Raw genomic sequence first — 22,592 nt, 5'->3', positions numbered from 1 at the left:
GTACGGGGCTCCGGACAGTCAGTCACGGAATCCAACAGGTCGGCTACGGGCCTTGTTGGGAGATCCAGCACTGTGCTGGAATTCCCCGGACCGCCGCATCACCATCGAGCCGGCGCGCAGGGGGCGCGTACGAGCACCGAGCGGCGGTGAAGGGCCTCCAAGGCCTCCTCGCAATCCGGGGCGGCCCGGGCAGGCCCCCATGACTCGACACCGTCCTGTCCGCTTCACCGCGGGGGACGCCTGGTCCAGAGGTTGCGACGCTAGTGCAGGGACGTTTCAAGAGGGACAGCGCCGCGGCGGGCGACCCGGAGCAGCAGCCCGGCGGGACCGGCAACGGTCCTGCCCAGGCGGCAGGCGAATCCGGAGGCGCCACGCCGGGAACGGCTGCGGCCACCGGACGGACGAGCACGCCCAGCGGTATCGAGGCAGGCCGGATCACCGGCCTGGACGGCAAGCCGGGGTCGCGAATACTGATGCGCAACTGGCGCATCAGCACCCGTCTGGTGTCGCTGCTGGCCCTGCCGGTGGTCACCGCAGGCGCGCTCGGCGGCCTGCGCATCCACACCTCGCTGCAGAACATCGACCAGCTGCAGCGCATGAACTCGCTGACCGACATCACCGAGCACGCGACCGACCTGGCCGACGCCCTGGCCGAGGAGCGCGACAGCTCGGCCGGTCCGCTCAGCGCCGGCAGCCCCACGGACGCGGTCGCCGCCTCCCGGCAGGCCACGGACCGCGAGCGCAAGCTGTACCGCGACGCGAGCGACAGCATCTCCTCGAACGACTCCCTCTTCAGCGGTGTGCGGTCCAGCCTGATCGCGATCGACACCCAGCTGACCCAGCTCAGCCAGCTGCGGGACCAGGCCTTCACCAGCCAGTCCTCGATCGCCTCGACTGTCAACGCCTACGACGGCCTCATCCAGGCGCTGCTCGGCCTGTCCGTCGACATGGCGCAGGCCACCCAGAACTCCGAGATGGTCACCAACACCCGTGCTCTTGCGGCCTTCTCGTCCGCCAAGGAGTACGAGTCGATCCAGCGCGCGGTGATCAGCGCCGCGCTGGCCAAGGGCGGCCCGCTCGACCCCAGCGACTACCAGCTGGTGAAGTCGGGTGCGGCCAACGAGGACATCAGCATCACCCGTTTCCAGAACCTCTACGGCACCAGCAGCGCCGCGCTGCTGCAGCCGATCGAGGGCGGCAACGACACGATCAGCGCGCACGACACGATGCGCGAGCGGATCGCGGCCACGCCGGACGCGATCGACGGCATGACCGTGTCGTACCTGGACTGGGACGACGCCGCCCGGGCGAAGATCGACGCGATGAACCGCATCGAGCGGTCGCTGCTGAACGAGATGCGGCAGAAGTCGCTCGAACTGCAGAGCAACGCCAAGCAGGACGCGCTGATCGCCGGTGCGATCATCCTGCTGGTGCTCGGCGTCGCCGTCGTCGGCGCCTTCGTCGTCGCCCGCTCCATGATCCGCTCGCTGCGCCGGCTGCAGCAGACCGCCCAGGACGTCGCCCAGAAGCGGCTGCCCGAGCTGGTCAAGCAGCTGTCGGAGTCCGACCCGCAGGACGTCGACACCTCGGTCGAGTCGATCGGCATCAACAGCCGCGACGAGATCGGCAAGGTGGCCCGCGCCTTCGACGAGGTCCACAGCGAGGCGGTCCGGCTCGCGGCCGAGCAGGCGCTCCTGCGGGGCAACGTCAACGCGATGTTCACCAACCTCTCCCGCCGCAGCCAGGGCCTCATCCAGCGCCAGCTGTCGCTGATCTCCGAACTGGAGTCCCGCGAGGCCGACCCGGACCAGCTGTCCTCGCTGTTCAAGCTGGACCACCTCGCGACCCGTATGCGCCGCAACGGCGAGAACCTGCTGGTCCTCGCCGGTGAGGAGCCGGGCCGCCGGTGGACCCGGCCGGTCCCGCTGGTCGACGTGCTGCGGGCCGCGGCCTCCGAGGTGGAGCAGTACGAGCGCATCGAGCTGACCTCGGTGCCGTCGGCCGAGGTCACCGGACGTATCGTCAACGACCTCGTCCACCTGCTCGCCGAGCTGCTGGAGAACGCCACCTCGTTCTCCTCCCCGCAGACCAAGGTGCGGGTCACCGGTCACGCGCTGCCCGACGGGCGGGTGCTGATCGAGATCCACGACACCGGCATCGGGCTGTCGCCCGAGGACCTGGCAGACATCAACGAGCGGCTGGCCAACCCGCCGACCGTGGACGTCGCGGTGTCCCGCCGCATGGGCCTGTTCGTGGTCGGCCGGCTGTCCCTGCGGCACGGCATCCGCATCCAGCTCCGCCCCTCCGACTCCGGCGGTACGACCGCGCTGGTCATGCTGCCGGTCGACGTCACGCAGGGCGGTGCGACCCCCAAGGCCAACGCGATGGGCGGCCGCTCCGGCGCCACTCCCCCGGCCCCCGCGGCGGGCGGCGGTTCGGGCATGGCCGCGGCGTTCGGCAACGCGCCGAACTCCTCGCAGGTCCCCAGGGCGCCGCAGCGCGGCCAGGTCGGCGGCGGCGCGCAGCGCCCGGCGCTGGCCCCGGGCGCGGGACGCCCCGGCGCCGGCGGGCCGCAGCAGCCGGGTACGCCCCGCTGGGCGGCGCAGGAGGGCTCGCAGGGCTTCCCGGCCGACGACCGGGGCATGCAGGACACCCCGCGCGGCCACGAGGACGTCGAGGCGGCTCCCGCGTTCGACGCCTTCGACACCGGCGGCGGCCAGGGCCAGGACACCGGCGCCAGGGCGGACTTCCGCCAGGGCGGCCCCGGCGGGCAGTTCCCTGCACCGCAGCCGCAGGGCACCGGGCCGAGCGGCTTCCGCTCCGACGTCTTCGGCGGCCGGCCGGGTCCCCGGCAACAGGGCGCCGGCGACCAGCAGCGCCCGCAGGGCGGCCCGGGCGACACCGCGCAGTTCCCCGCGGTGCCCGCGGCCCGCGACGACTTCCCACAGGGCGGCGGCACGGGCCAGTTCCCGGCCCCGCCGCAGCGCGGCAACGACGGCCAGGACTTCGGCCGCCCGCCGCGTACCCCGCAGGAGACCTACGGCACGGGCCAGTTCCCGGTCCAGGGCGGCCCCGGCGACACCGGGCAGTTCCCGGCCCAGGGCGGCCCCGCTGACACCGGGCAGTTCGCCCGCCCCGGCCAGCCCCGCAACGACGGCACGGGCCAGTTCCCGGTCCAGGGCGGCCCCGGCGACACCGGGCAGTTCGCCCGCCCCGGCCAGCCCCGCAACGACGGCACAGGCCAGTTCCCCGTGCAGAGCGGCCCCGGCGACACCGGGCAGTTCGCCCGCCCCGGCCAGGGCAGGGGCGAGGGGACCGGCCAGTTCGCCAGGCCCGGCCAGCCGCAGGGCGACGGAACGGGCCAGTTCCCGGTCCAGGGCGGCCCCGGCGACACCGGGCAGTTCCCGGCCCAGCAGCAGCCCGGGCAGGGCGGTCCCGGCGACACCGCGCAGTTCCCCGCGGTCCGCTCCGACGACACCTTCGGCGTCGGGCAGTACGCCTCCCCGGCCGGCGGCCGCGGGCAGGGTGCGCCCGGCTTCCGCGACGGCGGCGTACCGCAGCCGCCGTACGACCCCTCGGGCCGGCCGCAGGGGCCGGGCCAGGAGCGCACCGACGTCACGGGGCAGCACCCGGTGGTGCCGCAGCAGGGCATGCCGGGCACTCCCTTCCAGCAGCGGCCCGGGCAGCAGCCGGCCGAGCCGATGGCGCTGCCGCCCGCACAGACCAGGGGCGACGAGCCGACGCCGATCTTCTCGGCGATCGAGTCCGACTGGTTCCGCACCGGCCAGGCCGAGCGGATGCAGCAGATCCACGTCGAGCAGAGCGCACGCGGCCAGCAGGCCGCGCCGGCGCCCCGCCCGGTGGGCCGCACCGCACCGCCGCAGCGGCCGCGTACCGAACGCCCGACCCCGGCAGGCCCGCAGCGGCCCGGCACCAGCGCGCCGCAGCAGGCGCCGCAGTCTGCGCCCGCTCCCGCGGGCTCGGGGCCTGCGGCCGCCGCGACCGCGTCGGCGCCGCCCGTGCCCTCCGCCCAGCCGCTGCCGCGCGAGACGCCGAACTGGCGTACGTCGCCCAACGACGCGCTGCGCCAGCGGGCCGAGGCGGTCCGCGAGCCGTCGGCCGGCGGGGTGACCCCCTCGGGGCTGCCGCGCCGGGTGCCGCGCGCGAACCTCGTCGCCGGGGGCGCGGCCCAGCCGCCGCAGCCCCAGCAGGGCGGCCCGCAGGTCTCCCGTTCGCCCGACGACGTGCGCGGGCGGCTGACCAATCTCCGGCGGGGTATTCAGCAGGGCCGGGAGGCCGGCGGCACGACCGATGGCCGCGGTTTCGGTACGAATCATCAGGAGCGTTAGTTGAGTGCGATGAGCCAGGCGGCACAGAACCTGAACTGGTTGATCACCAACTTCGTGGACAACACCCCCGGGGTGTCCCACACCGTGGTGGTCTCCGCCGACGGCCTGCTGCTCGCGATGTCCGACGGATTCCCCCGCGACCGGGCAGACCAGCTCGCCGCCGTCGCCTCCGGCCTGACCTCGCTCACCGCCGGAGCCTCCCGCATCTTCGAAGGCGGCAGCGTCAACCAGACCGTCGTGGAGATGGAACGCGGCTTCCTCTTCATCATGTCCGTCTCCGACGGCTCCTCCCTGGCCGTACTCGCCCACCCCGAGTGCGACATCGGCCTCGTCGGCTACGAAATGGCCCTGCTCGTCGACCGCGCAGGCACCGTACTGACCCCCGACCTCAGGGCCGAACTGCAGGGCAGCCTCATGCACTGAGTGTGCTGAGCCCACCCCGGTCCCGCCCGCACTATCCGCCCATCCGCCCGCTCGTTCCCGTTTTTCCGCACCGCGACACGCACTGCCCGGACACGGAGGACCCTCATGACCCCGCCACCCGCCTCGCCGGGCCAAGGCCCGTACGGCGCGTCCCACCACGCGCCGTACGGAGTGGAAGGTGATCAGCCGCTGGTGCGGCCGTACGCCATGACCGGTGGCCGGACCAGGCCGCGCTATCAGCTCGCGATAGAGGCGCTGGTCAGCACGACAGCCGACCCGGCGCAGTACGCGGGACTGCTGCCCGAGCACCAGCGGATATGCCACCTGACGCGGGAGATCAAGTCGGTGGCCGAGATCTCGGCGCTGCTGGCCATCCCGCTGGGTGTGGCCCGGATTCTCGTGGCCGACCTCGCCGAGGCCGGCATGGTGGCCATCCACCAGCCCGGCAGCGGCGAGGCCGGCGGCCAGCCTGACGTGACACTGCTTGAGAGGGTGCTCAGTGGACTTCGGAAGCTCTAGGGCGCAGCCGCAGCCTGCGTACGGTGCGGCGCCGCCGGCGCGTTCGACCACCTCCGCGAAGATCGTGGTGGCGGGCGGGTTCGGCGTGGGCAAGACGACCTTCGTCGGTGCCGTCTCCGAGATCAACCCGCTGCGCACCGAAGCGGTGATGACCTCGGCGTCGGCCGGCATCGACGACCTCAGCCACGTCCAGGACAAGACCACCACCACGGTGGCCATGGACTTCGGCCGGATCACGCTGGACGACGACCTGATCCTCTACCTGTTCGGCACCCCGGGACAGGACCGCTTCTGGTTCATGTGGGACGACCTGGTCCGCGGTGCGATCGGCGCCGTGGTGCTGGTCGACACCCGCAGGCTCGCCGACTGCTTCCCCGCGGTCGACTACTTCGAGAACAGCGGCCTGCCCTTCGTCATCGCCCTCAACGGCTTCGACGGCCACCAGCCGTACCGCCCCGAGGAGGTCCGCGAGGCCCTGCAGATCGGCCCCGAGGCACCCATCATCACCACCGACGCCCGCCACCGCGGCGAGGCGAAGAGCGCGCTGATCACCCTGGTCGAGCATGCGCTGCTGGCACGGCTCAAATAACTCGTGCCGCTGGCAACTTGCCACGTCGAAGGCCATGAGGGCCGGTTGTGTCGTCCGACACGGCCGGCCCGCCTTCATAACATTTCGACAGAGTTTCCGTCGATCGAGAACACGGCTCGCGCTCAGCCGATGTCGCAGCGCACACACTCTTGGGCATTTATGCCCGACTTCGTCCCTTTCGCCGGTTCTGCTGATCACCGAACACACGTACGTGTGCGGGTGCCGGACGTTTGGTCCGCACCCCCTTGGCGTGCTGAAATTCGCAGAACCCGAGCGTAGGAACGGCCTTCGTTGCGCCGTCGCCGAGAGGTTGTTGGTCCAGTGAGGAACACGAGGCGAGCCGAGGCGGGTGCCCAGCACGGCCCGCGCGGGAATTTCACGCCGCCGCAGCGTCCGGGGGGCACTCCCGCGGACCGGGCTGCCGACGTCCCCGTGCTGCCGGATTCCGGCGGCCGTCTGAGCCTGCGCAACTGGCGGGTGGCCACCCGGCTGAACGCGATCCTCCTGATACCCGTGCTCGTCGCACTGGTCTTCGGCGGCTTCCGGGTCAAGAGCTCGGTGGACACCTGGCACCAGGCCGACGACGCGGTGCGCACCGCGGACCTCGTCAGGGCCGCGGCGACGTACAGCAACGCACTGATCAACGAGCGCGACCTCACGGTGGTTCCGCTGCTGGCGGGCAAGCGCACCGACCCGGCGGTCACCACCGCGCGCGCGGCCACCGACGCCGCCGCCCAGGCCTTCGACGACACCGCGCAGCGGATGCCGCACGAGGCGGGCCTGGAACGCCGGATGGCCAACTTCCGCACGGTCGAGCCGGAACTGGCCAACCTTCGCAAGGCCGCTTACACCCGCCAGCTCTCCGGTGTGCAGACCGAGGAGTGGTACGTCAAGATCCAGCACCCGCTGATGGAGCTGGCCAACGAGCTGGGCTACGGCACCAGCAACATCACCGCCTACGGCCGTACGCTCTACGCCGTCTCGCTGTCGAAGGCCGCCGAGTCGCTGACCCGGTCGATCGGCATGCACGTCCTGGTCGAGGACAAGCCCTCGCGCAGCGAGCTGGCACTGCTGAAGACCTCGCTCGGCTCCTACCAGTACCTGGAGGGCATCGCCCTCGAGGAGTACAACGGCGGCGGCACCCCTGCCGACGTGCAGCGGCTCAAGGACGCGCAGAACGCGGCGCTGCAGAAGGGCCGCGACCAGGTCGCGGCGGCCAAGGAGAAGGCGACGGCCGCGGGGCAGCCCTTCGTGGTGCCGCCCGACCTGACCAAGATGGTCACCGAGATCGCGACCCCGGGCCGCACCACCGCCCAGCTCGCGGCCGAGGGCATCACCCCGGAGACCTACTTCGCCGCCTCCACGCTGTCCTTCGACGCCTACCGCGGTGTCGAGGTGCAGCTCGCCGACCAGGCCGCGAGCGACGCGTCGAAGATCGCGTCCAACGCCAAGCGGGACGCGGTCGTCAACTCCGCGATCGTGGTGGTCGCGCTGATCATCGCCTTCATCGTGGCCGGCATGATGGCCCGCTCGATGAGCCGCAGCATGCGGCGGCTGCGCGGTGCGGCCTTCGAGATCGCCGAGACCCGGCTGCCCGGCCTGGTCGACCAGCTCTCGCGCAGCGACCCGGGCCGGGTGGACACCTCGGTCGCGCCGATCCCGATCAACTCCCAGGACGAGATCGGCGAGGTCGCCAGGGCCTTCGACCAGGTGCACCGCGAGGCGGTCCGGCTGGCCGCCGAGCAGGCGCTGCTGCGGGGCAACGTCAACGCGATCTTCACCAACCTCTCGCTGCGCAACCAGGGCCTCATCCAGCGCCAGCTGACGCTGATCACCGAGCTGGAGAACAACGAGGCCGACCCGGACCAGCTGGAAAGCCTGTTCAAGATGGACCACCTGGCCACCCGCATGCGCCGCAACGGCGAGAACCTGCTGGTGCTCGCCGGAGAGGAGCCGGCCCGGCAGTGGAACCAGCCGGTGCCGCTGGTCGACGTGCTGCGGGCCGCGGCCTCCGAGGTGGAGGCCTACGACCGCATCGAGCTGGTCGGCATCCCCGAGAGCGACATCCACGGCAGCGCGGTCAGCGACCTGGTCCACCTGCTGGCCGAGCTGCTGGAGAACGCCACCACCTTCTCCTCGCCGCAGACCAAGGTGCGGGTGACCGCGACCCGGCTGCCGGACGGCCGGGTGATGATCGAGATCCACGACAAGGGCATCGGGCTGACCGCCGAGGACTTCGCGGACATCAACCACAAGCTGGCCGAGCCGCCCACGGTCGACGTGGAGATCGCCAAGCGGATGGGCCTCTTCGTGGTCGGCCGGCTCTCCGACCGGCACGGCATCCGGGTGCAGCTGCGGCCCTCGGGCGAGCAGGCGGGCACCACCTCGCTGGTGATGCTGCCCGAGCCGATCACCCACGGCGGTGGCGGCGACGAAGGCCTCGGCGAGGGCGAGAGCGACTTCACCGTCTCCCGGATCGCGCCGGAGGCCCCCGAGCAGCCGGTGCACACCCGCTCGCCCGAGTCCGACGAGCTGGGCCGGCGCACGGCGGCCGAGCTGGGCTTCGACGACTCGCGCTACGACCGGCCCGCGGCACTGGAGTCCGAAGGCACCCCGGCGCTGGACGCGGTGCGCCGCTCGCTGCAGCGCGAGGGGCGCAGGGCGCAGCTGGAGGCGGCGGTCTCGGTCGAGCGCGACGAACCGCAGCAGGCGCCCCAGCAGCCCCAACAGCCCTACCAGCCGCAGCAGTTCGAGCAGCAGCCCGCTCAGCAGCAGCCGGCTTTCGAGGCTTTCGACCCGTTCGAGCAGCAGCAGGCGCCGATGGAGCCCGCGGGCGGGCCGCAGCAGGCCCAGGAAGGCCCCTACGAGCCCCGCAGCGGCTACGAACCCGCAGGTTCGTACGACCAGAGCTTCGACCCCGGTTACCAGCAGCAGACGTACGACCAGGGCTTCCAGGACGGCTACGCCCAGCAGGCCTATCCGGCGCAGCCGGCGGGTGACGCGTACGAGCAGAACGGATTCTTCGCTCAGCCGTACGGATCGCAGGGCGAGCAGCCCGAGATGGTCTACGACCCCGGTTACGACCGCAACTTCGGGTCCGGCGACTTCAACGGGCTCCCCGAGCAGCCGTCCGACAGCGTAGGCTCCCCCTCGCTGACGGACGCCGGCCTGCCGCGCCGGGACCGGAAGCCCCGGAATTCACCACAGGAACAGCCTGCTCAGGAGTCGCCCGAGCCCCAGAACCAGCCGCTGACGGACGACTCCGGGTGGCGGTCGAACAACGACGAGAACTGGCAGCGGGCCGAGTCGGTCCGCGAGCCGAAGGCAGGCGGGGTCACCCCCTCCGGCCTGCCACGGCGGGTGCCCAAGGCCAACCTGGTCCCGGGTACCGCGACGCAGACCCCGCAGGGCGGCCCACAGGTCTCCCGCGCACCCGAGGACGTACGCGGCAGGTTGAGTAACCTGCGGCGTGGCGTCCAGCAAGGGCGCACTGCTGGAACTGACACGAACGGACAGGCCACCGACCGCAACTTCGGCGGCCCCCAGAACCAGGAGCGCTAAGTTGAGTCCGATGAGCCAGGCGGCACAGAACCTGAACTGGTTGATCACCAACTTCGTGGACAACACCCCCGGGGTGTCCCACACCGTGGTGGTCTCCGCCGACGGCCTGCTGCTCGCGATGTCCGACGGATTCCCCCGCGACCGGGCAGACCAGCTCGCCGCCGTCGCCTCCGGCCTGACCTCGCTCACCGCCGGAGCCTCCCGCATCTTCGAAGGCGGCAGCGTCAACCAGACCGTCGTGGAGATGGAACGCGGCTTCCTCTTCATCATGTCCGTCTCCGACGGCTCCTCCCTGGCCGTACTCGCCCACCCCGAGTGCGACATCGGCCTCGTCGGCTACGAAATGGCCCTGCTCGTCGACCGCGCAGGCACCGTACTGACCCCCGACCTCAGGGCCGAACTGCAGGGCAGCCTGCTGAACTAGCCGTACCAGGAGGAGGACTCGTGAGCACGTCTCCCGGCGCAGAGCCGTATGGCAGCCCGCACCAACCGCCTGTGAACCCGTACTTCCCACCGGCGCAAGCCCCGGCACCGGAGCCCTACCGGCCGCCGCGGCAGCCGCACATCCAGCCGTACCAGCCGCCGCAGGCGCCCGCGCCGCGCGGCGGCCAGGATGCGGCCGGCGGCGGGCAGGCAGGCGGGACCGGCGGACGGCGCTCACAGACCCCCACCGGGTTCGTACGCCCGTACGCGATGACCGGCGGCCGCACCAGGCCGCGCTACCAGCTCGCCATCGAGGCGCTGGTCAGCACCACAGCGGAACCCGAGCGGCTGCGCGGGCAGCTGCCGGAGCACCAGCGGATCTGCCTGCTGTGCCGGGAGATCAAGTCGGTCGCGGAGATCTCCGCGCTGCTGACGATCCCGCTCGGTGTGGTCAGGATCCTGGTGGCGGACCTGGCCGAGGCCGGCCTGGTCACGATTCACCAGCCCGGCGGCGACGAGGCCGCGGGCGGACAGCCAGATGTGACATTGCTTGAGAGGGTGCTCAGTGGACTTCGGAAGCTCTAGCGGCCCGACGCGCGCCACTACTTCCGCGAAAATCGTGGTGGCGGGCGGATTCGGCGTGGGCAAGACCACGTTCGTCGGTGCCGTCTCCGAGATCAACCCGCTGCGCACCGAAGCGGTGATGACCTCCGCATCGGCCGGCATCGACGACCTGACGCACGCGCCCGACAAGACCACCACCACGGTGGCCATGGACTTCGGCCGGATCACCCTGGACCAGGACCTGATCCTCTACCTGTTCGGCACCCCGGGACAGGACCGCTTCTGGTTCATGTGGGACGACCTGGTGCGCGGCGCCATCGGCGCGATCGTGCTGGTCGACACCCGCAGGCTCGCCGACTGCTTCCCCGCGGTCGACTACTTCGAGAACAGCGGCCTGCCCTTCGTCATCGCCCTCAACGGCTTCGACGGCCACCAGCCCTACGGGCCAGAGGAGGTCCGCGAGGCGCTGCAGATCGGCCCCGAGGCACCGATCATCGTCACCGACGCCCGCCACCGTGCCGAGGCCAAGAGCGCGCTGATCACCCTGGTCGAGCACGCGCTGATGGCGCGGCTGCGCTAGCGGCCCGCGGCAGCAGACACGGCGAAGGCCCCGCACCGGTCGGTGCGGGGCCTTCGCCGTGCGCTGTGCGGGTCGTTCAGCCCTGCCAGGAGTGCGGGGCGCGGAAGCCCGGGGTGCGCTCCAGGCGCCGCCACTTGGCGGTGGACCTGACCGGGCTGTCCGGGGCGCTGTCGCTGCCTGCGGCGGCCCTGGCGAGCAGGATCGCGGTGATCGCGGCCAGCTCCTCGGGGGCGACATGGCCCTTCTCGACGCGCACGAGGGAATCAGCGGGAGTGCTCACAGTGGTCTCCATGGCTACTGGGGAGGATTACCGTGCTTACGCGACGGTAGATCCGCGTGCTTGGTGCGGAGCATGGACAGCGAGCTGATCAGTACCTCGCGGGTCTGCGCCGGGTCGATGACGTCGTCCACCAGGCCGCGTTCCGCGGCGTAGTAGGGATGCATCAACTCGGACTTGTACTCCTTGACCATGCGGGTGCGCATGGCCTCCGGGTCGTCCGCCTCGGCGATCTGCCGGCGGAAGATGACGTTGGCCGCGCCTTCCGCGCCCATCACCGCGATCTCGTTGGTGGGCCACGCGTAGGTCAGGTCGGCGCCGATGGACTGGCTGTCCATCACGATGTACGCGCCGCCGTATGCCTTGCGCAGGATCAGCGAGATCCTCGGGACGGTGGCGTTGCAGTACGCGTACAGCAGCTTCGCACCGTGCCTGATGATTCCACCGTGCTCCTGGGCGACGCCCGGCAGGAAGCCGGGGACGTCCAACAGGGTGACGATCGGGATGTTGAAGGCGTCGCACATCTGCACGAAGCGGGCCGACTTCTCCGACGCCTCGATGTCCAGCACGCCGGCGAGCGAGGCCGGCTGGTTGGCGACGATGCCGACGACCTGGCCGTCCAGCCGGGTCAGCGCGCAGATGATGTTGGTGGCCCAGCGCTCGTGGATCTCCAGGTACTCGCCGTCGTCGACGATCTCCTCGATGACCTTGTGCATGTCGTACGAGCGGTTGCCGTCGGCGGGCACCAGGTCGAGCAGTATGTCCGCGGTCCTGTCCACCGGGTCGTGGCACTCGACGGCCGGCGGGTTCTCCCGGTTGTTCTGCGGCAGCAGCGAGAGCAGGTAGCGGACCTCTTCGAGGCAGGTCTGCTCGTCGTCGTACGCGAAGTGCGAGACGCCGGAGACCGCCGAGTGGACGTCGGCGCCGCCCAGCCCGTTCTGCGTGATCTGCTCACCGGTGACGGCCTGGACGACGTCCGGCCCGGTGATGAACATCTGCGAGGTCTCGCGGACCATGAAGACGAAGTCGGTCAGCGCCGGCGAGTAGGCGGCGCCGCCCGCGCACGGGCCGAGCATGACGCTGATCTGCGGGATGACGCCTGAGGCGCGGGTGTTGCGCTGGAAGATGCCGCCGTATCCGGCCAGCGCCGAGACGCCTTCCTGGATACGGGCGCCGGCGCCGTCGTTGAGCGAGACCAGCGGGGCACCGGCCGAGATGGCCATGTCCATGATCTTGTGGATCTTCGTGGCGTGCGCCTCGCCGAGTGCGCCGCCGAAGATCCGGAAGTCGTGCGCGTAGACGAAGACCGTACGGCCGTGGACCATGCCCCAGCCGGTGATCACACCGTCGGTGTAGGGCCGCTTGGCCTCCAGGCCGAACCCTGTCGCCCGGTGCCGGCGCAGCGGCTCCACCTCGTGGAAGCTGCCCTCGTCGAGCAGCAGGTCGATCCGCTCGCGGGCGGTCAGCTTGCCCTTGGCCCGCTGCGCCTCGGTGGCCTTCTCGCTCGGCCCGCGGACGACCTCCGCACGGATGGCGTGCAGCTCTGCCACCCGCCCGCGGGCGTCGTTCACCTCTGCGGGCGCCTCTTGAGATGTGGTCATGCAACGACAGTACGAGCCGCGGGCCGGAAAACGGGCCATCGACTTCGTACAGTGTCCGTCGCCGCTTCATGGCGGGTCCCGACAGAAACGCACGAAGGCGGGGTTCCGCTTCACGGCCGCGGCACCCCGCCTTCCACCTGCCGCCACCGGGCGGCAGCCCGCGCATGCGTCAGCGGCCCTCCACCGCGGCGGCCAGCGCCAGCACCCGCCTGGCCTCCTCGACATGGAGGTTCTCGATCATCCTGCCGTCCACCGTGACCACCCCGCGACCCTGTGACGTGGCCTGATCGAAGGCCTCGATGATCCGCCGGGAGCGCTCGACCTCGGCCTGGGCGGGGGCGAAGACCCGGTTGCAGGGCTCCAGCTGGCGAGGGTGGATCAGCGTCTTGCCGTCGAAGCCCAACTGCCGTGCCTGGACGCATTCCGCTTCGAAGCCGGCCAGGTCCTGGACGTCGTTGTAGACACCGTCCAAGATGACCTTCCCGGTCGCGCGCGCCGCGAGCAGGGCCATCGACAGGGCGGTGAGCAGCGGCTCCCTGCCCGGCACGTGCTCGGCGTGCAGTTCCTTGGCCAGGTCGTTGGTGCCCATCACCAGGACGGTCAGCCGCGGGTCGGCCGCCGCGATCCGCCGCGCCTCGAACATCGCGGCGGGCGTCTCGACCATCGCCCACACCGCGGTGCGGTCCTGCGCGCCGGCCGCCTCCAGCGCGGCCACCACCGCGGTGACCGTCTCCGGCGAGTCGACCTTGGGCACCACGACCGCGTCGGGTCCCGCCTCGGCCGCCGCCCGCAGGTCGTCGGCGTGCCAAGGGGTGCCGGGCGCGTTGACCCGGATCGTCACCTCGCGGTGCCCGTACTCCCCGCTCGCGGCGGCCGCCGCGACCCGGTCCCTGGCCTCCTTCTTCGCGTCGGGCGCGACCGAGTCCTCCAGGTCCAGGATCAGCGCGTCGGTCGGGAGGGAGCGGGCCTTCTCCAGGGCGCGCTCGTTGGCGCCGGGCATGTACAGGACGGAGCGGCGCGGGCTCGGGGTGCCGGTCACCGCCTGGCCACCTTGTCCGCCGCCGCGTAGGACGCGGCCAGCTGGGGGTCCCGCTCGGCCAGGGCGTCCGCCAGGCCCACCACGACCTGGCACTGCTTGAACGTGGCGTCGTCCTGCATCTTGCCGTCGATCATCACCGCGCCCGTACCGTCACCCATCGCCTCGATCACCTGCCGTGCCCAGGCCACGTCCTCCGGCGCGGGCGAGAACACCCGCTTGGCGATGTCGATCTGCACCGGGTGCAGCGACCACGCGCCGACACAGCCCAGCAGGAAGGCGTTGCGGAACTGGTCCTCGCACGCCGTGACGTCCTGGATGTCCCCGAACGGCCCGTAGTACGGCAGGATGTCGTGCGCCGCACACGCATCAACCATCCGCGCGATCGTGTAGTGCCACAGGTCCTGCTGGTACGTCACCCGGGGCGCGTCGCTGGGGGTCCCCCCGCCGAAGGTAGGGGGCGGATCCTCACGCACCAGGTACCCGGGATGGCCGCCGCCGACCCTGGTCGTCTTCATCCGCCGGCTCGCCGCGAGGTCGGCAGGGCCGAGCGAGATGCCCTGCATCCGGGGGCTGGCCGCGGCGATCTCCTCGACCGCCGCCACACCCGCCGCGGTCTCCAGGATCGCGTGCACCAGGATCGGCCGCCGCAGGCCCGCCCTGGCCTCCAACTGGGCCAGCAGCCGGTCCACGTAGTGGATGTCGTGCGCGCCCTCCACCTTCGGCACCATCACCACGTCCAGCTTGTCGCCGATCTCGGTGACCAGGGTGACCAGGTCGTCCAGCGCCCAGGGCGAGTCCAGGCTGTTCACCCGGGTCCACAGCTGCGTCGCACCGAAGTCGGTCGCCCGCGCCACGGAGACCAGCCCCGCACGGGCCGCCTCCTTGCGGTCCGCGGCGACCGCGTCCTCCAGGTTGCCCAGCAGCACGTCCACCTGCGGCGCCAGGGCGGGGACCTTGGCCGCCATCTTCTCGTTGCCGGGGTCGAAGAAGTGGATCATCCGCGAAGGCCGGAACGGCACCTCGCGCGGGGGCGCCGGCGCCCCCACTGCCAGCGGGCGGAAGAAGTCCTTCGCCGAGCGCATGCGATCTCCCGGAGGGTCGGGTCGAGGGTTCGCCGCTCACCCTATGGCCGCCGGGCCGCGGAGATTACCCGTCAGTACGTGTGCTGTTGGTCACCGGCTGCCAGCGCATCGTCAGATCCGGTTCGTTCTCCATGTTGCGCGATCCGTCGCTGCTGTCGACGACCGTGAAGCCGTGGCGCGCGTAGAAAGCGCGCGCTCCGGTGTTCTTCTGGAACACCGCGAGCGTCAGGCCCGCCGGGCTGTGCGCCTTCGCTGCGCTCAGCAGTGCGGTGCCGATGCCTTGCCGGCGGACGCCGGCCAGCAGGTACAGGGCGTCCAACTCGTCGCCCTCGACCGCCGCGTAGCCGACGACCTCGCCGTCGGGGCCGACGGCCACCCACACGGTGGCCTTCCGCAGGACCACGTCCCGCACCCACGCCACCACCTCGGCGTCGGTGCGACGCCTCGGCGGCAGGTACGGCATCGTCGCCTCGCGTGAGGCGATGTGCACGTGTGCCACTGCGGCGGCATCCTCGGGCCGCGCGCCCCGAACCCTGTACGTCTCGTCGCCCACCCCCGCACCCTAGGCTCCCCCGACCCCCCGGGTACACGCCTTTTCGACTGCCGCGGCGCCGGGTGGATGCCCCTTGCCCTTGGCGTTCGGCTTCCCCTCCGTCGTGGCCGGCCGCGCAGTTCCCCGCGCCCCTGAAAAACGCTCACCCTCTTCCACAGAGGGTGCCGCCTGCAAGCGCCGCCTCTGCGCACAGAGGGCAACCGTCAGGGGCGCGGGGAACTGCGCGCCCCATCACGATGGCGGGAAGGAAGGCAACGCAACAGCAAGTGGCACTCACCCACTCCCGGCCCCGCCGGAAGGGGCCGTCACCCCAGGAGGGGTGGGAGGTGGAGACGGCCGGGGCCGTCGCGGAGGTCGCGGTGGACGGTCGGGGGGCCGACCAGGGACCCGGCGACATCAGTCGTGAGGGTCAAGGCGTGGTTGCCCTGAACCGCACCCTCCTCGTGGAATACGACATGCACCCGCACCCGGTCCACCCGCCCCGGAACGAGCCGCGTACGGCTCATCACCCCGCTCACCCCGGCACCGGGCATGGCTTCCGCCAGCCACGCGGCGGCGTTCGCCGCCACCGCGTCCTCGTAGCGCTGCCACAGCGCGAACGGCTGCACGAGGCTCACCTCCGGCGTGCCCCGCACGCCGAACGACGCGCGGTAGTACGGCCGCCGCCCACTCAGCGCGGCCAGCCTGCGGTGGGCGTTGAGCCGCAGCGGCGTCGGCAGCGACGGGTCGCGGTCCCGCGGCAGCGCACGGACGACCGCCGGGTCGGCGATCATCACCGACGCCGGCAGCAGCCGCGGCTGCCCGCTCAGGCAGGCGTGCAGGCTGGACAGCACATCCTCGACGGTGTCGTTGGAGAGTGCCGCGGCGATCCACGGGTCGGCGACGAGCCGGCCCAGGCCGTGCACCTCGTGCCCGCCCCGGCGCAGGGCGCCCGACAGCTCACGCCACCTGCCGGCCGCGGCCAGGCCCGCGTCCACGGCGTCGCGCAACTCCGCCGGCGCCGGCGGTACGCGGTCCACGCGCAGGCGGACGAAGGCGTCCGGGTCGTCCGCCACCCGGAAGAGGATCTCGGCGCCGCCGGAAGCGGGGAAGCAAGGCCGCGCCGAGATCACCGTCAGCCGGGCGGGGTGCGAGGTTGCGGCTGCGTCCTCAGCCAGTCGCTTCGCGCGGCGTGCCGCAGGCAGGCCGGCTGCTCTGCCGAGCAGCATCACCGCTGAAACGATCATGGTTTCCGCACCCCCTGCGACCTCGGCTCCGCCGAGGCTATGCGGGGTGCCCCCGCCCCCGCCTGAGCACGCGTACTCATCTCCCGCCCCAACTGGCCCTAGTCACCCCCCACTTGCGGTGGGCGGTCGCCTTCCCCACCATCGCGGCCGGCCGCGCAGTTCCCCGCGCCCCTTCAGGTCCTGCCCCTTGCGGTGGGTGGTCGGCTTCCCCCCGTTCGGGCCGGCCGCGCAGTTCCCCGCGCCACCGGGAACCGTCGTCGGGCCCGGACGCGGAGGCGGAGGCGGAGATCCACCAGCGGCTGCGCGAACTGCGCTCGGGCAGGGCCAGCCTGCTGATCAGCCACCGGCTCGGCACGGTCAGGGACGCCGACCGGATCGTCGTCCTGGACGGCGGCCGGATCACCGAGTCGGGCGACCACGCCTCGCTGCTCGCAGCCGGCGGCACCTACGCCCGGCTCTTCCGGCTGCAGGCCGACGGCTGCCGGGACGGGGGGCCGCCGGCGGGGCCGCAGGGGTCCGCGGCCCCGCCTGCGGCGGCAGGTCAGCAGCCGCAGCTGTAGTACAGGGCGTCCCAGTGGGTGCCCTCGTCCGCGTAGATGTTGCCGGACGCGGCCTGCCACTGCGGGTATCCGTCGCCGCGCAGGCCGATGTAGCTGAAGGCGTTGTGCACGTAGTTGTTCAGGCAGGTGTTCTTGCTGTAGTCGAGCTTGTAGCCGTTCCAGTGCGAGTACGTGCCGCTGGCGTGGCCGGTCTCGGTGCCGCCGGTGATGTTGATGGCGCAGCCGCTGGCGTGCTTGAGGGTGACCGCGCCCTGGGCGGTGGCCAGGTTGAGCTGGTCGAAGGAGGTGCAGGTCGACACGTTGCGGTTGGAGCAGCCGCCGGACGAGGACCAGGTGATGCCCGCGTCCCTGAACATGGCGGTGGCCTGGGCCTGGGTGAGTTTGGTGACGGCGAAGGCGTCGGTGGACGTGGCGAGTCCGACGCCGGGGGCGAACAGGGCGGTGCCGACGAGGGTGAGCGTGCTCACCGCGGTACGGATGCGCTTGCGCATACGGGTTCCTCCTGCTGGATCCGCTGGGGTGGGCGTGGTGCAGGTGGCGCAGGAGGAGTGTGCCCGAGGTCTACGCGCGTCGCCAGGGTTTTGCAAATGAACATGACACAGCGGTCGCCCGACGGGTGAACCCCCGCCGGGCGACCGCCCCGCCGGCCGGGTCACTCCTGCGGGTCGACACCCGCCCGCAGCAGCCCGTACGCATACGCGTCGTCAAGTGCCTGCCAGGACGCGGCGATCACGTTGTCCGCGACGCCGACCGTGGACCACTCGGCCTCGCCGTCGGTCGTCGTGATCAGCACCCGGGTCGTGGAGTCGGTGCCCGACGTGCCCTCCAGGATGCGGACCTTGTAGTCCACCAGGGCGAACTCGGCGAGCTTGGGGTAGATCCGCTCCAGCGCGTGCAGCAGCGCCCGGTCCAGCGCGTTGACCGGGCCGTTGCCCTCGGCGGTGGCGACGATCCGCTCGCCCTTGGCCCACATCTTCACCGTCGCCTCGTTGGCGTGCGTGCCGTCCGGGCGGTCCTCGGTGATGACCCGCCAGGACTCGGTACGGAAGAAGCGCTGCGGACCGCCGGTGATCTCCGAGCGCAGCAGCAGGGCGAAGGAGGCGTCGGCGGCCTCGTAGGTGTACCCCTTCAGCTCGCGCTCCTTGACCCGCGCCACCACCCGGCCGACCAGCTCGCGGTCCTCGCCCAGGTCGATGCCCAGCTCGCGGCCCTTGAGCTCGATCGAGGCGCGGCCGGCCATGTCGGAGACCAGCATCCGCATGGTGTTGCCGACCATCTCCGGGTCGATGTGCTGGTAGAGGTCGGGGTCCACCTTGATCGCCGACGCGTGCAGGCCCGCCTTGTGTGCGAAGGCCGAAACCCCCACATAGGGCTGGTGGGTGGACGGCGGCAGGTTGACGACCTCGGCGATGGCGTGCGAGATGCGGGTCATCTCGCCCAGCGCGCCTTCGGGCAGCACCCGGCGGCCGTGCTTGAGCTCCAGCGCGGCGACCACGGGGAAGAGGTTGGAATTGCCGACCCGCTCGCCGTAGCCGTTGGCGGTGCACTGCACATGCGTCGCACCCGCGTCCACCGCGGCCAGCGTGTTGGCGACCGCGCACCCGGTGTCGTCCTGCGCGTGGATGCCGAGCCTGGCCCCGGTGTCGGCGAGCACCAGCCCGGTGACGGCCTGCACCTGGGCGGGCAGCATCCCGCCGTTGGTGTCGCACAGCACCACGACCGAGGCGCCCGCCTCGTGCGCGGTCCGTACGATCTGGGTGGCGTACGAGGCGTTGGCCTTGTAGCCGTCGAAGAAGTGCTCGCAGTCCACGAACACCCGCCGCCCCTGGCCGACCAGGTAGGAGACGGTGTCGGCGACCATCGCCAGGTTCTCCTCCAGCGTGGTGCGCAGCGCCAGTTCGACATGGCGGTCGTGCGACTTGGCGACCAGGGTGATCACCGGGGCGCCCGAGTCGAGCAGCGCCTTGACCTGCGGGTCGTCCGCGGCCTTGGCGCCGGCCCTGCGGGTCGCGCCGAACGCCACCAGCGTGGCGTGCTTCAGCTCAAGCTCCTTGGCGGCACGGGCGAAGAACTCGGTGTCGCGGGGGTTGGCACCCGGCCAGCCGCCCTCGATGAATCCCACCCCGAAGTCGTCCAGGTGCCGGGCGATCGTCAGCTTGTCGGCGACGGTGAGGTTGATCCCCTCACGCTGGGCGCCGTCGCGCAGCGTGGTGTCGAAGACGTGGAAGCTGTCGTCCGGTTCGGCGGTCATGGCTGATGTAACTCCTGTCGGGTGAGTGGGTTGCCGCCGGATGTCCTGACATCCGGAGGGTCCAGCTCCACTTGCCCCCATCATCCCTCGTGCGTCTCCGCCTCCGGCGCGGGTGGTCCGGGAAACGAAAAAACCTCTCGCGGATGCGAGAGGTCTGCACGCGGGTCTGGGACACGGTGACGTTCCACTGGGGTCAGCGGAAGGTCACTGCGGACCGGCGTGCCTGCTGCCAATAATGACGGCGTACGGGTGCACGCCGTCAGTCTGGCATACGGGTGGGCTCACCCGGGAAGCGTCTCACCATCCGGTCCGGGCGCCCTGTCCCCCACGCCTGGGGCGGCACCCCCAGGGGCGCGCGCCCCTGAAAAACGCTCTTCCGGGGGCGCTAGGCGCCCAGGCGATGCATCCAGCCGTGGGGGTCCGGGGCGTGGCCGGTCTGGATGTCGAGGAGGGCGGACCGGAGCCGCATGGTCACGCGCCCGGGGGCGCCATCAGCCACCGGCCAGCTGGCCCGGGTGGACTTCACCGAGCCGACCGGGGTGATGACCGCGGCGGTGCCGCAGGCGAAGACCTCCGTGAGGGTGCCGTCCTCGTGGTGGCGGCGCCAGTCGTCCACGCTGATGCGGCCCTCGCCGACCTGGTAGCCGAGGTCCGCGGCGATGGACAGCAGCGAGTCGCGGGTGATGCCGGGCAGCAGGGAGCCGGTCAGCTCAGGAGTGACGATTCTGTCGCCGTACACGAAGTACAGGTTCATCCCGCCCATCTCCTCGATCCAGCGGCGCTCGATCGCGTCGAGCCAGACCACCTGGTCGCAGCCGTGCTCGATGGCCTGGGCCTGGGCGACGAGGGAGGCGGCGTAGTTCCCGCCGGTCTTGGCCGCGCCGGTGCCGCCGGGCGCCGCGCGGACGTACTCCTCGGACAGCCACACCGAGACGGGCTTGACGCCGCCGGAGAAGTAGGCGCCGGCCGGGGAGGCGATGACCAGGAAGAGGTACTCGTTGGCCGGGCGGACGCCGAGGCCGACCTCGGTGGCGACCATGAAGGGCCGCAGGTACAAGGACGCCTCGCCCTCGCTTGGCACCCACTCCTTGTCCTGCCGCACCAGCAGGTCGCAGGCCTCGACGAAGGTCTCCACGGGCAGCTCGGGCATCGCCAGGCGCCGTGCGGAGTCCTGGAAGCGCCGGGCGTTGGCCTCGGGCCTGAAGGTGGCGACGCCCCCGTCGGGCTGCCGGTAGGCCTTGAGGCCCTCGAAGATGGTCTGCGCGTAGTGCAGCGTCATGTTGGCCGGGTCGATCGACAGCGGCGCGTACGGGACGAGCTGCCCGTCGTGCCAGCCGCGGCCCTCGGTCCACTTGATGGTGACCATGTGGTCGGTGAAGTGCCGGCCGAAGCCGGGGGCGGCCAGGATCGCGTCGCGCTCGGTGGCGGACAGCGGGTGGGCGGACGGCTTCAGCTCGATCGTGGGCGTCGTCATGTGTGTGTCCTTCACCGTGTCTCGTGTCTCGCTGCCGACTTGTGCCGCCCCCACTAATAGGACGTCCAAGTTTCCCGCCGTAACGCGGCCCCGCCTCTGTCGATTATCGCAGCGGCGGGGCCGGGTACCTACCTCTGGTGCCGGGTCAGCCGGATACCCGGGCGGCCAGCGCGTCGCCGATCTCGACGGTGGAGCGTACGGGCAGGTCAGCGCGCTCGGCGAGGTCGGCCTGCACGGCGGCGTCGATACGGTCGGCCTCGGTGTCGTAGCCCAGGTGCCGCAGCAGCAGCGCCACGGACAGGACCGTCGCGGTCGGGTCGGCCTTGGACTGGCCGGCGATGTCCGGCGCGGAACCGTGGACCGGCTCGAACATCGAGGGGAACTCGCGGCCGGGGTTGATGTTGCCGCTGGCCGCGACGCCGATGCCGCCGGAGACGGCAGCGGCGAGGTCGGTGATGATGTCGCCGAAGAGGTTGTCGGTGACGATGACGTCGAAGCGCTCGGGCTGGGTGACCAGGAAGATGGTCGCCGCGTCGACGTGCAGGTAGTCGGTGCTGACCTCGGGGTACTCGGCGCCGACCGCCTGGAAGATCCGGGTCCACAGGTGGCCGGCGTGCACCAGCACGTTGTTCTTGTGCACCAGGGTCAGCTTCTTGCGCGGGCGGGCCTGCGCGCGGGCGTACGCGTCGCGCACCACCCGCTCGATGCCGAACGCGGTGTTCAGGCTGACCTCGGTGGCGACCTCCTGCGGGGTGCCGGTCCTGATCGAGCCGCCGTTGCCGGTGTAGGGGCCTTCCGTGCCCTCGCGGACGACGACGAAGTCGATCTCCGGGCTCCCGGCGAGCGGGGTGCCGACGCCGGGGAAGAGCTTGCTGGGGCGCAGGTTCACATGGTGGTCGAAGGCGAACCGGAGCTTGAGCAGGAAGCCGCGCTCCAGCACACCCGACGGCACCGAGGGGTCGCCGATGGCGCCCAGCAGGATCGCGTCGTGCTCCTTGAGCCGGTCGAGGTCCTCGTCGGTGAGGGTCTGGCCGGTGGCGTGGTAGCGCTTCGCGCCGAAGTCGAACTCCCGGGTCTCCAGCTTGACGTCCTGCGGAAGGACCGCAGAGAGGACCTTGAGGCCCTCCGCGACGACTTCCTGGCCGATTCCGTCACCGGGGATCACTGCGAGGCTGAGGCTTCGAGACATGTCCGGCACCGTACTCCCCATCCCAGCGGGTGACATCGGATGTCCGCATGCCGGACACTGTGCGCGTGGGACCGGGACCCGGGGTCAGTGCGACTCGTGGCCCGCGCTGCCGCCGTTGTCGCGGCGGTCGAGGCTGCGCTGCAGGGCGCGCAGGGCGTTCTGGCGGGCGGTGTCTTCCATACGGGCGGTGTCGTCCACGGGGATCAACTCCTGGGAAAGCAGGCGGAAGCCGGGAAAGCGGGCGGAGAAGGTGCTGCCGCGGAACGGGGCGGGGGTCCCGGCAGCGGGGGTGACCCGCTCGGCAACTGCTCAGGACGCGCATCCGCCGCTCA

General features: G+C 71.6%; 19 protein-coding genes. 9 read left to right on the top strand and 10 right to left on the bottom strand.

Annotated elements, in window-relative coordinates:
- Positions 1-263 precede the first annotated feature (263 nt).
- From JT723_RS06525 to JT723_RS06490, 8 genes are all read left to right on the top strand, one after another.
- Positions 264-4,349, top strand: coding sequence for a sensor histidine kinase (locus tag JT723_RS06525; protein ID WP_205043507.1), 4,086 nt, complete (start codon positions 264-266; stop codon positions 4,347-4,349).
- 9 nt (positions 4,350-4,358) lie between these two features.
- The gene (locus JT723_RS06520) at positions 4,359-4,772 is read left to right on the top strand and encodes a roadblock/LC7 domain-containing protein (protein WP_205043647.1); all 414 of its coding nucleotides are present in this window, start codon (positions 4,359-4,361) and stop codon (positions 4,770-4,772) included.
- A 105-nt stretch (positions 4,773-4,877) separates the two neighbouring features.
- Positions 4,878-5,291, top strand: coding sequence for a DUF742 domain-containing protein (locus tag JT723_RS06515; RefSeq protein WP_073503129.1), 414 nt, complete (start codon positions 4,878-4,880; stop codon positions 5,289-5,291).
- Positions 5,272-5,880, top strand: coding sequence for a GTP-binding protein (locus tag JT723_RS06510; RefSeq protein WP_205043506.1), 609 nt, complete (start codon positions 5,272-5,274; stop codon positions 5,878-5,880). The genes JT723_RS06515 and JT723_RS06510 overlap by 20 nt, the downstream gene beginning before the upstream one ends.
- Before the next feature lie 321 nt (positions 5,881-6,201).
- A complete protein-coding gene (locus JT723_RS06505; RefSeq protein WP_205043505.1) occupies positions 6,202-9,441 on the top strand; it encodes a sensor histidine kinase in 3,240 nt (1,079 codons plus the stop codon).
- A 10-nt stretch (positions 9,442-9,451) separates the two neighbouring features.
- Complete coding sequence (locus JT723_RS06500; protein ID WP_033173109.1) at positions 9,452-9,865, top strand: roadblock/LC7 domain-containing protein; 414 nt, start codon at positions 9,452-9,454, stop codon at positions 9,863-9,865.
- A 20-nt stretch (positions 9,866-9,885) separates the two neighbouring features.
- Positions 9,886-10,449, top strand: coding sequence for a DUF742 domain-containing protein (locus JT723_RS06495; RefSeq protein WP_205043504.1), 564 nt, complete (start codon positions 9,886-9,888; stop codon positions 10,447-10,449).
- Positions 10,430-11,008, top strand: a complete 579-nt coding sequence (locus JT723_RS06490) for a GTP-binding protein (RefSeq protein WP_205043503.1) — start codon at positions 10,430-10,432, stop codon at positions 11,006-11,008. Before JT723_RS06495 ends, JT723_RS06490 begins: the two co-directional genes overlap by 20 nt.
- 76 nt (positions 11,009-11,084) lie before the next feature.
- Here the strand turns inward: JT723_RS06490 and JT723_RS06485 are convergent, their stop codons facing one another.
- From JT723_RS06485 to JT723_RS06460, 6 genes are all read right to left on the bottom strand, one after another.
- Positions 11,085-11,300, bottom strand: a complete 216-nt coding sequence (locus JT723_RS06485) for an acyl-CoA carboxylase subunit epsilon (RefSeq protein ID WP_205043502.1) — start codon at positions 11,298-11,300, stop codon at positions 11,085-11,087.
- Positions 11,301-11,302: 2 nt separating this feature from the next.
- Complete coding sequence (locus JT723_RS06480; RefSeq protein ID WP_205043501.1) at positions 11,303-12,886, bottom strand: acyl-CoA carboxylase subunit beta; 1,584 nt, start codon at positions 12,884-12,886, stop codon at positions 11,303-11,305.
- A 169-nt stretch (positions 12,887-13,055) separates the two neighbouring features.
- Positions 13,056-13,925 (bottom strand): HpcH/HpaI aldolase/citrate lyase family protein, encoded by an 870-nt coding sequence (locus JT723_RS06475; RefSeq protein WP_265934407.1) that lies wholly within the window; start codon positions 13,923-13,925, stop codon positions 13,056-13,058.
- Positions 13,922-15,007, bottom strand: coding sequence for an HpcH/HpaI aldolase/citrate lyase family protein (locus JT723_RS06470; protein ID WP_205043500.1), 1,086 nt, complete (start codon positions 15,005-15,007; stop codon positions 13,922-13,924). The genes JT723_RS06475 and JT723_RS06470 overlap by 4 nt, the downstream gene beginning before the upstream one ends.
- A gap of 64 nt (positions 15,008-15,071) precedes the next feature.
- Entirely contained in the window at positions 15,072-15,506 is a 435-nt protein-coding gene (locus tag JT723_RS06465; RefSeq protein WP_251512462.1) for a GNAT family N-acetyltransferase, read from the bottom strand.
- Positions 15,507-15,865: 359 nt separating this feature from the next.
- Entirely contained in the window at positions 15,866-16,786 is a 921-nt protein-coding gene (locus JT723_RS06460; RefSeq protein WP_205043499.1) for a hypothetical protein, read from the bottom strand.
- A 113-nt stretch (positions 16,787-16,899) separates the two neighbouring features.
- On the opposite strand from JT723_RS06460, the gene JT723_RS34910 reads away from it, so the two are divergent.
- The gene (locus tag JT723_RS34910; protein ID WP_372441239.1) at positions 16,900-17,346 is read left to right on the top strand and encodes a hypothetical protein; all 447 of its coding nucleotides are present in this window, start codon (positions 16,900-16,902) and stop codon (positions 17,344-17,346) included.
- Here the strand turns inward: JT723_RS34910 and JT723_RS06450 are convergent.
- The 4 genes from JT723_RS06450 to JT723_RS06435 all read right to left on the bottom strand — a co-directional run bounded on the left by JT723_RS06450 (position 17,328) and on the right by JT723_RS06435 (position 22,260).
- The gene (locus tag JT723_RS06450) at positions 17,328-17,837 is read right to left on the bottom strand and encodes a hypothetical protein (protein WP_205043498.1); all 510 of its coding nucleotides are present in this window, start codon (positions 17,835-17,837) and stop codon (positions 17,328-17,330) included. The two genes, JT723_RS34910 and JT723_RS06450, sit on opposite strands and share 19 nt — an antisense overlap.
- Positions 17,838-17,998: 161 nt before the next feature.
- Positions 17,999-19,597 carry a citramalate synthase gene (gene cimA, locus JT723_RS06445; RefSeq protein WP_240165152.1) on the bottom strand — a complete coding sequence of 533 codons (1,599 nt, stop codon included), beginning with the start codon at positions 19,595-19,597 and terminating at the stop codon, positions 17,999-18,001.
- Positions 19,598-19,982: 385 nt separating this feature from the next.
- Positions 19,983-21,071 (bottom strand): branched-chain amino acid aminotransferase, encoded by a 1,089-nt coding sequence (locus JT723_RS06440; protein ID WP_205043496.1) that lies wholly within the window; start codon positions 21,069-21,071, stop codon positions 19,983-19,985.
- Positions 21,072-21,216: 145 nt separating this feature from the next.
- Complete coding sequence (locus JT723_RS06435) at positions 21,217-22,260, bottom strand: 3-isopropylmalate dehydrogenase (RefSeq protein ID WP_205043495.1); 1,044 nt, start codon at positions 22,258-22,260, stop codon at positions 21,217-21,219.
- Between the last annotated feature and the right edge of the window lie 332 nt (positions 22,261-22,592).

Source organism: Actinacidiphila bryophytorum (assembly GCF_016916835.1).
Lineage (GTDB): Bacteria > Actinomycetota > Actinomycetes > Streptomycetales > Streptomycetaceae > Actinacidiphila > Actinacidiphila bryophytorum.
This window is presented reverse-complemented; position numbering and strand designations above follow the sequence as displayed.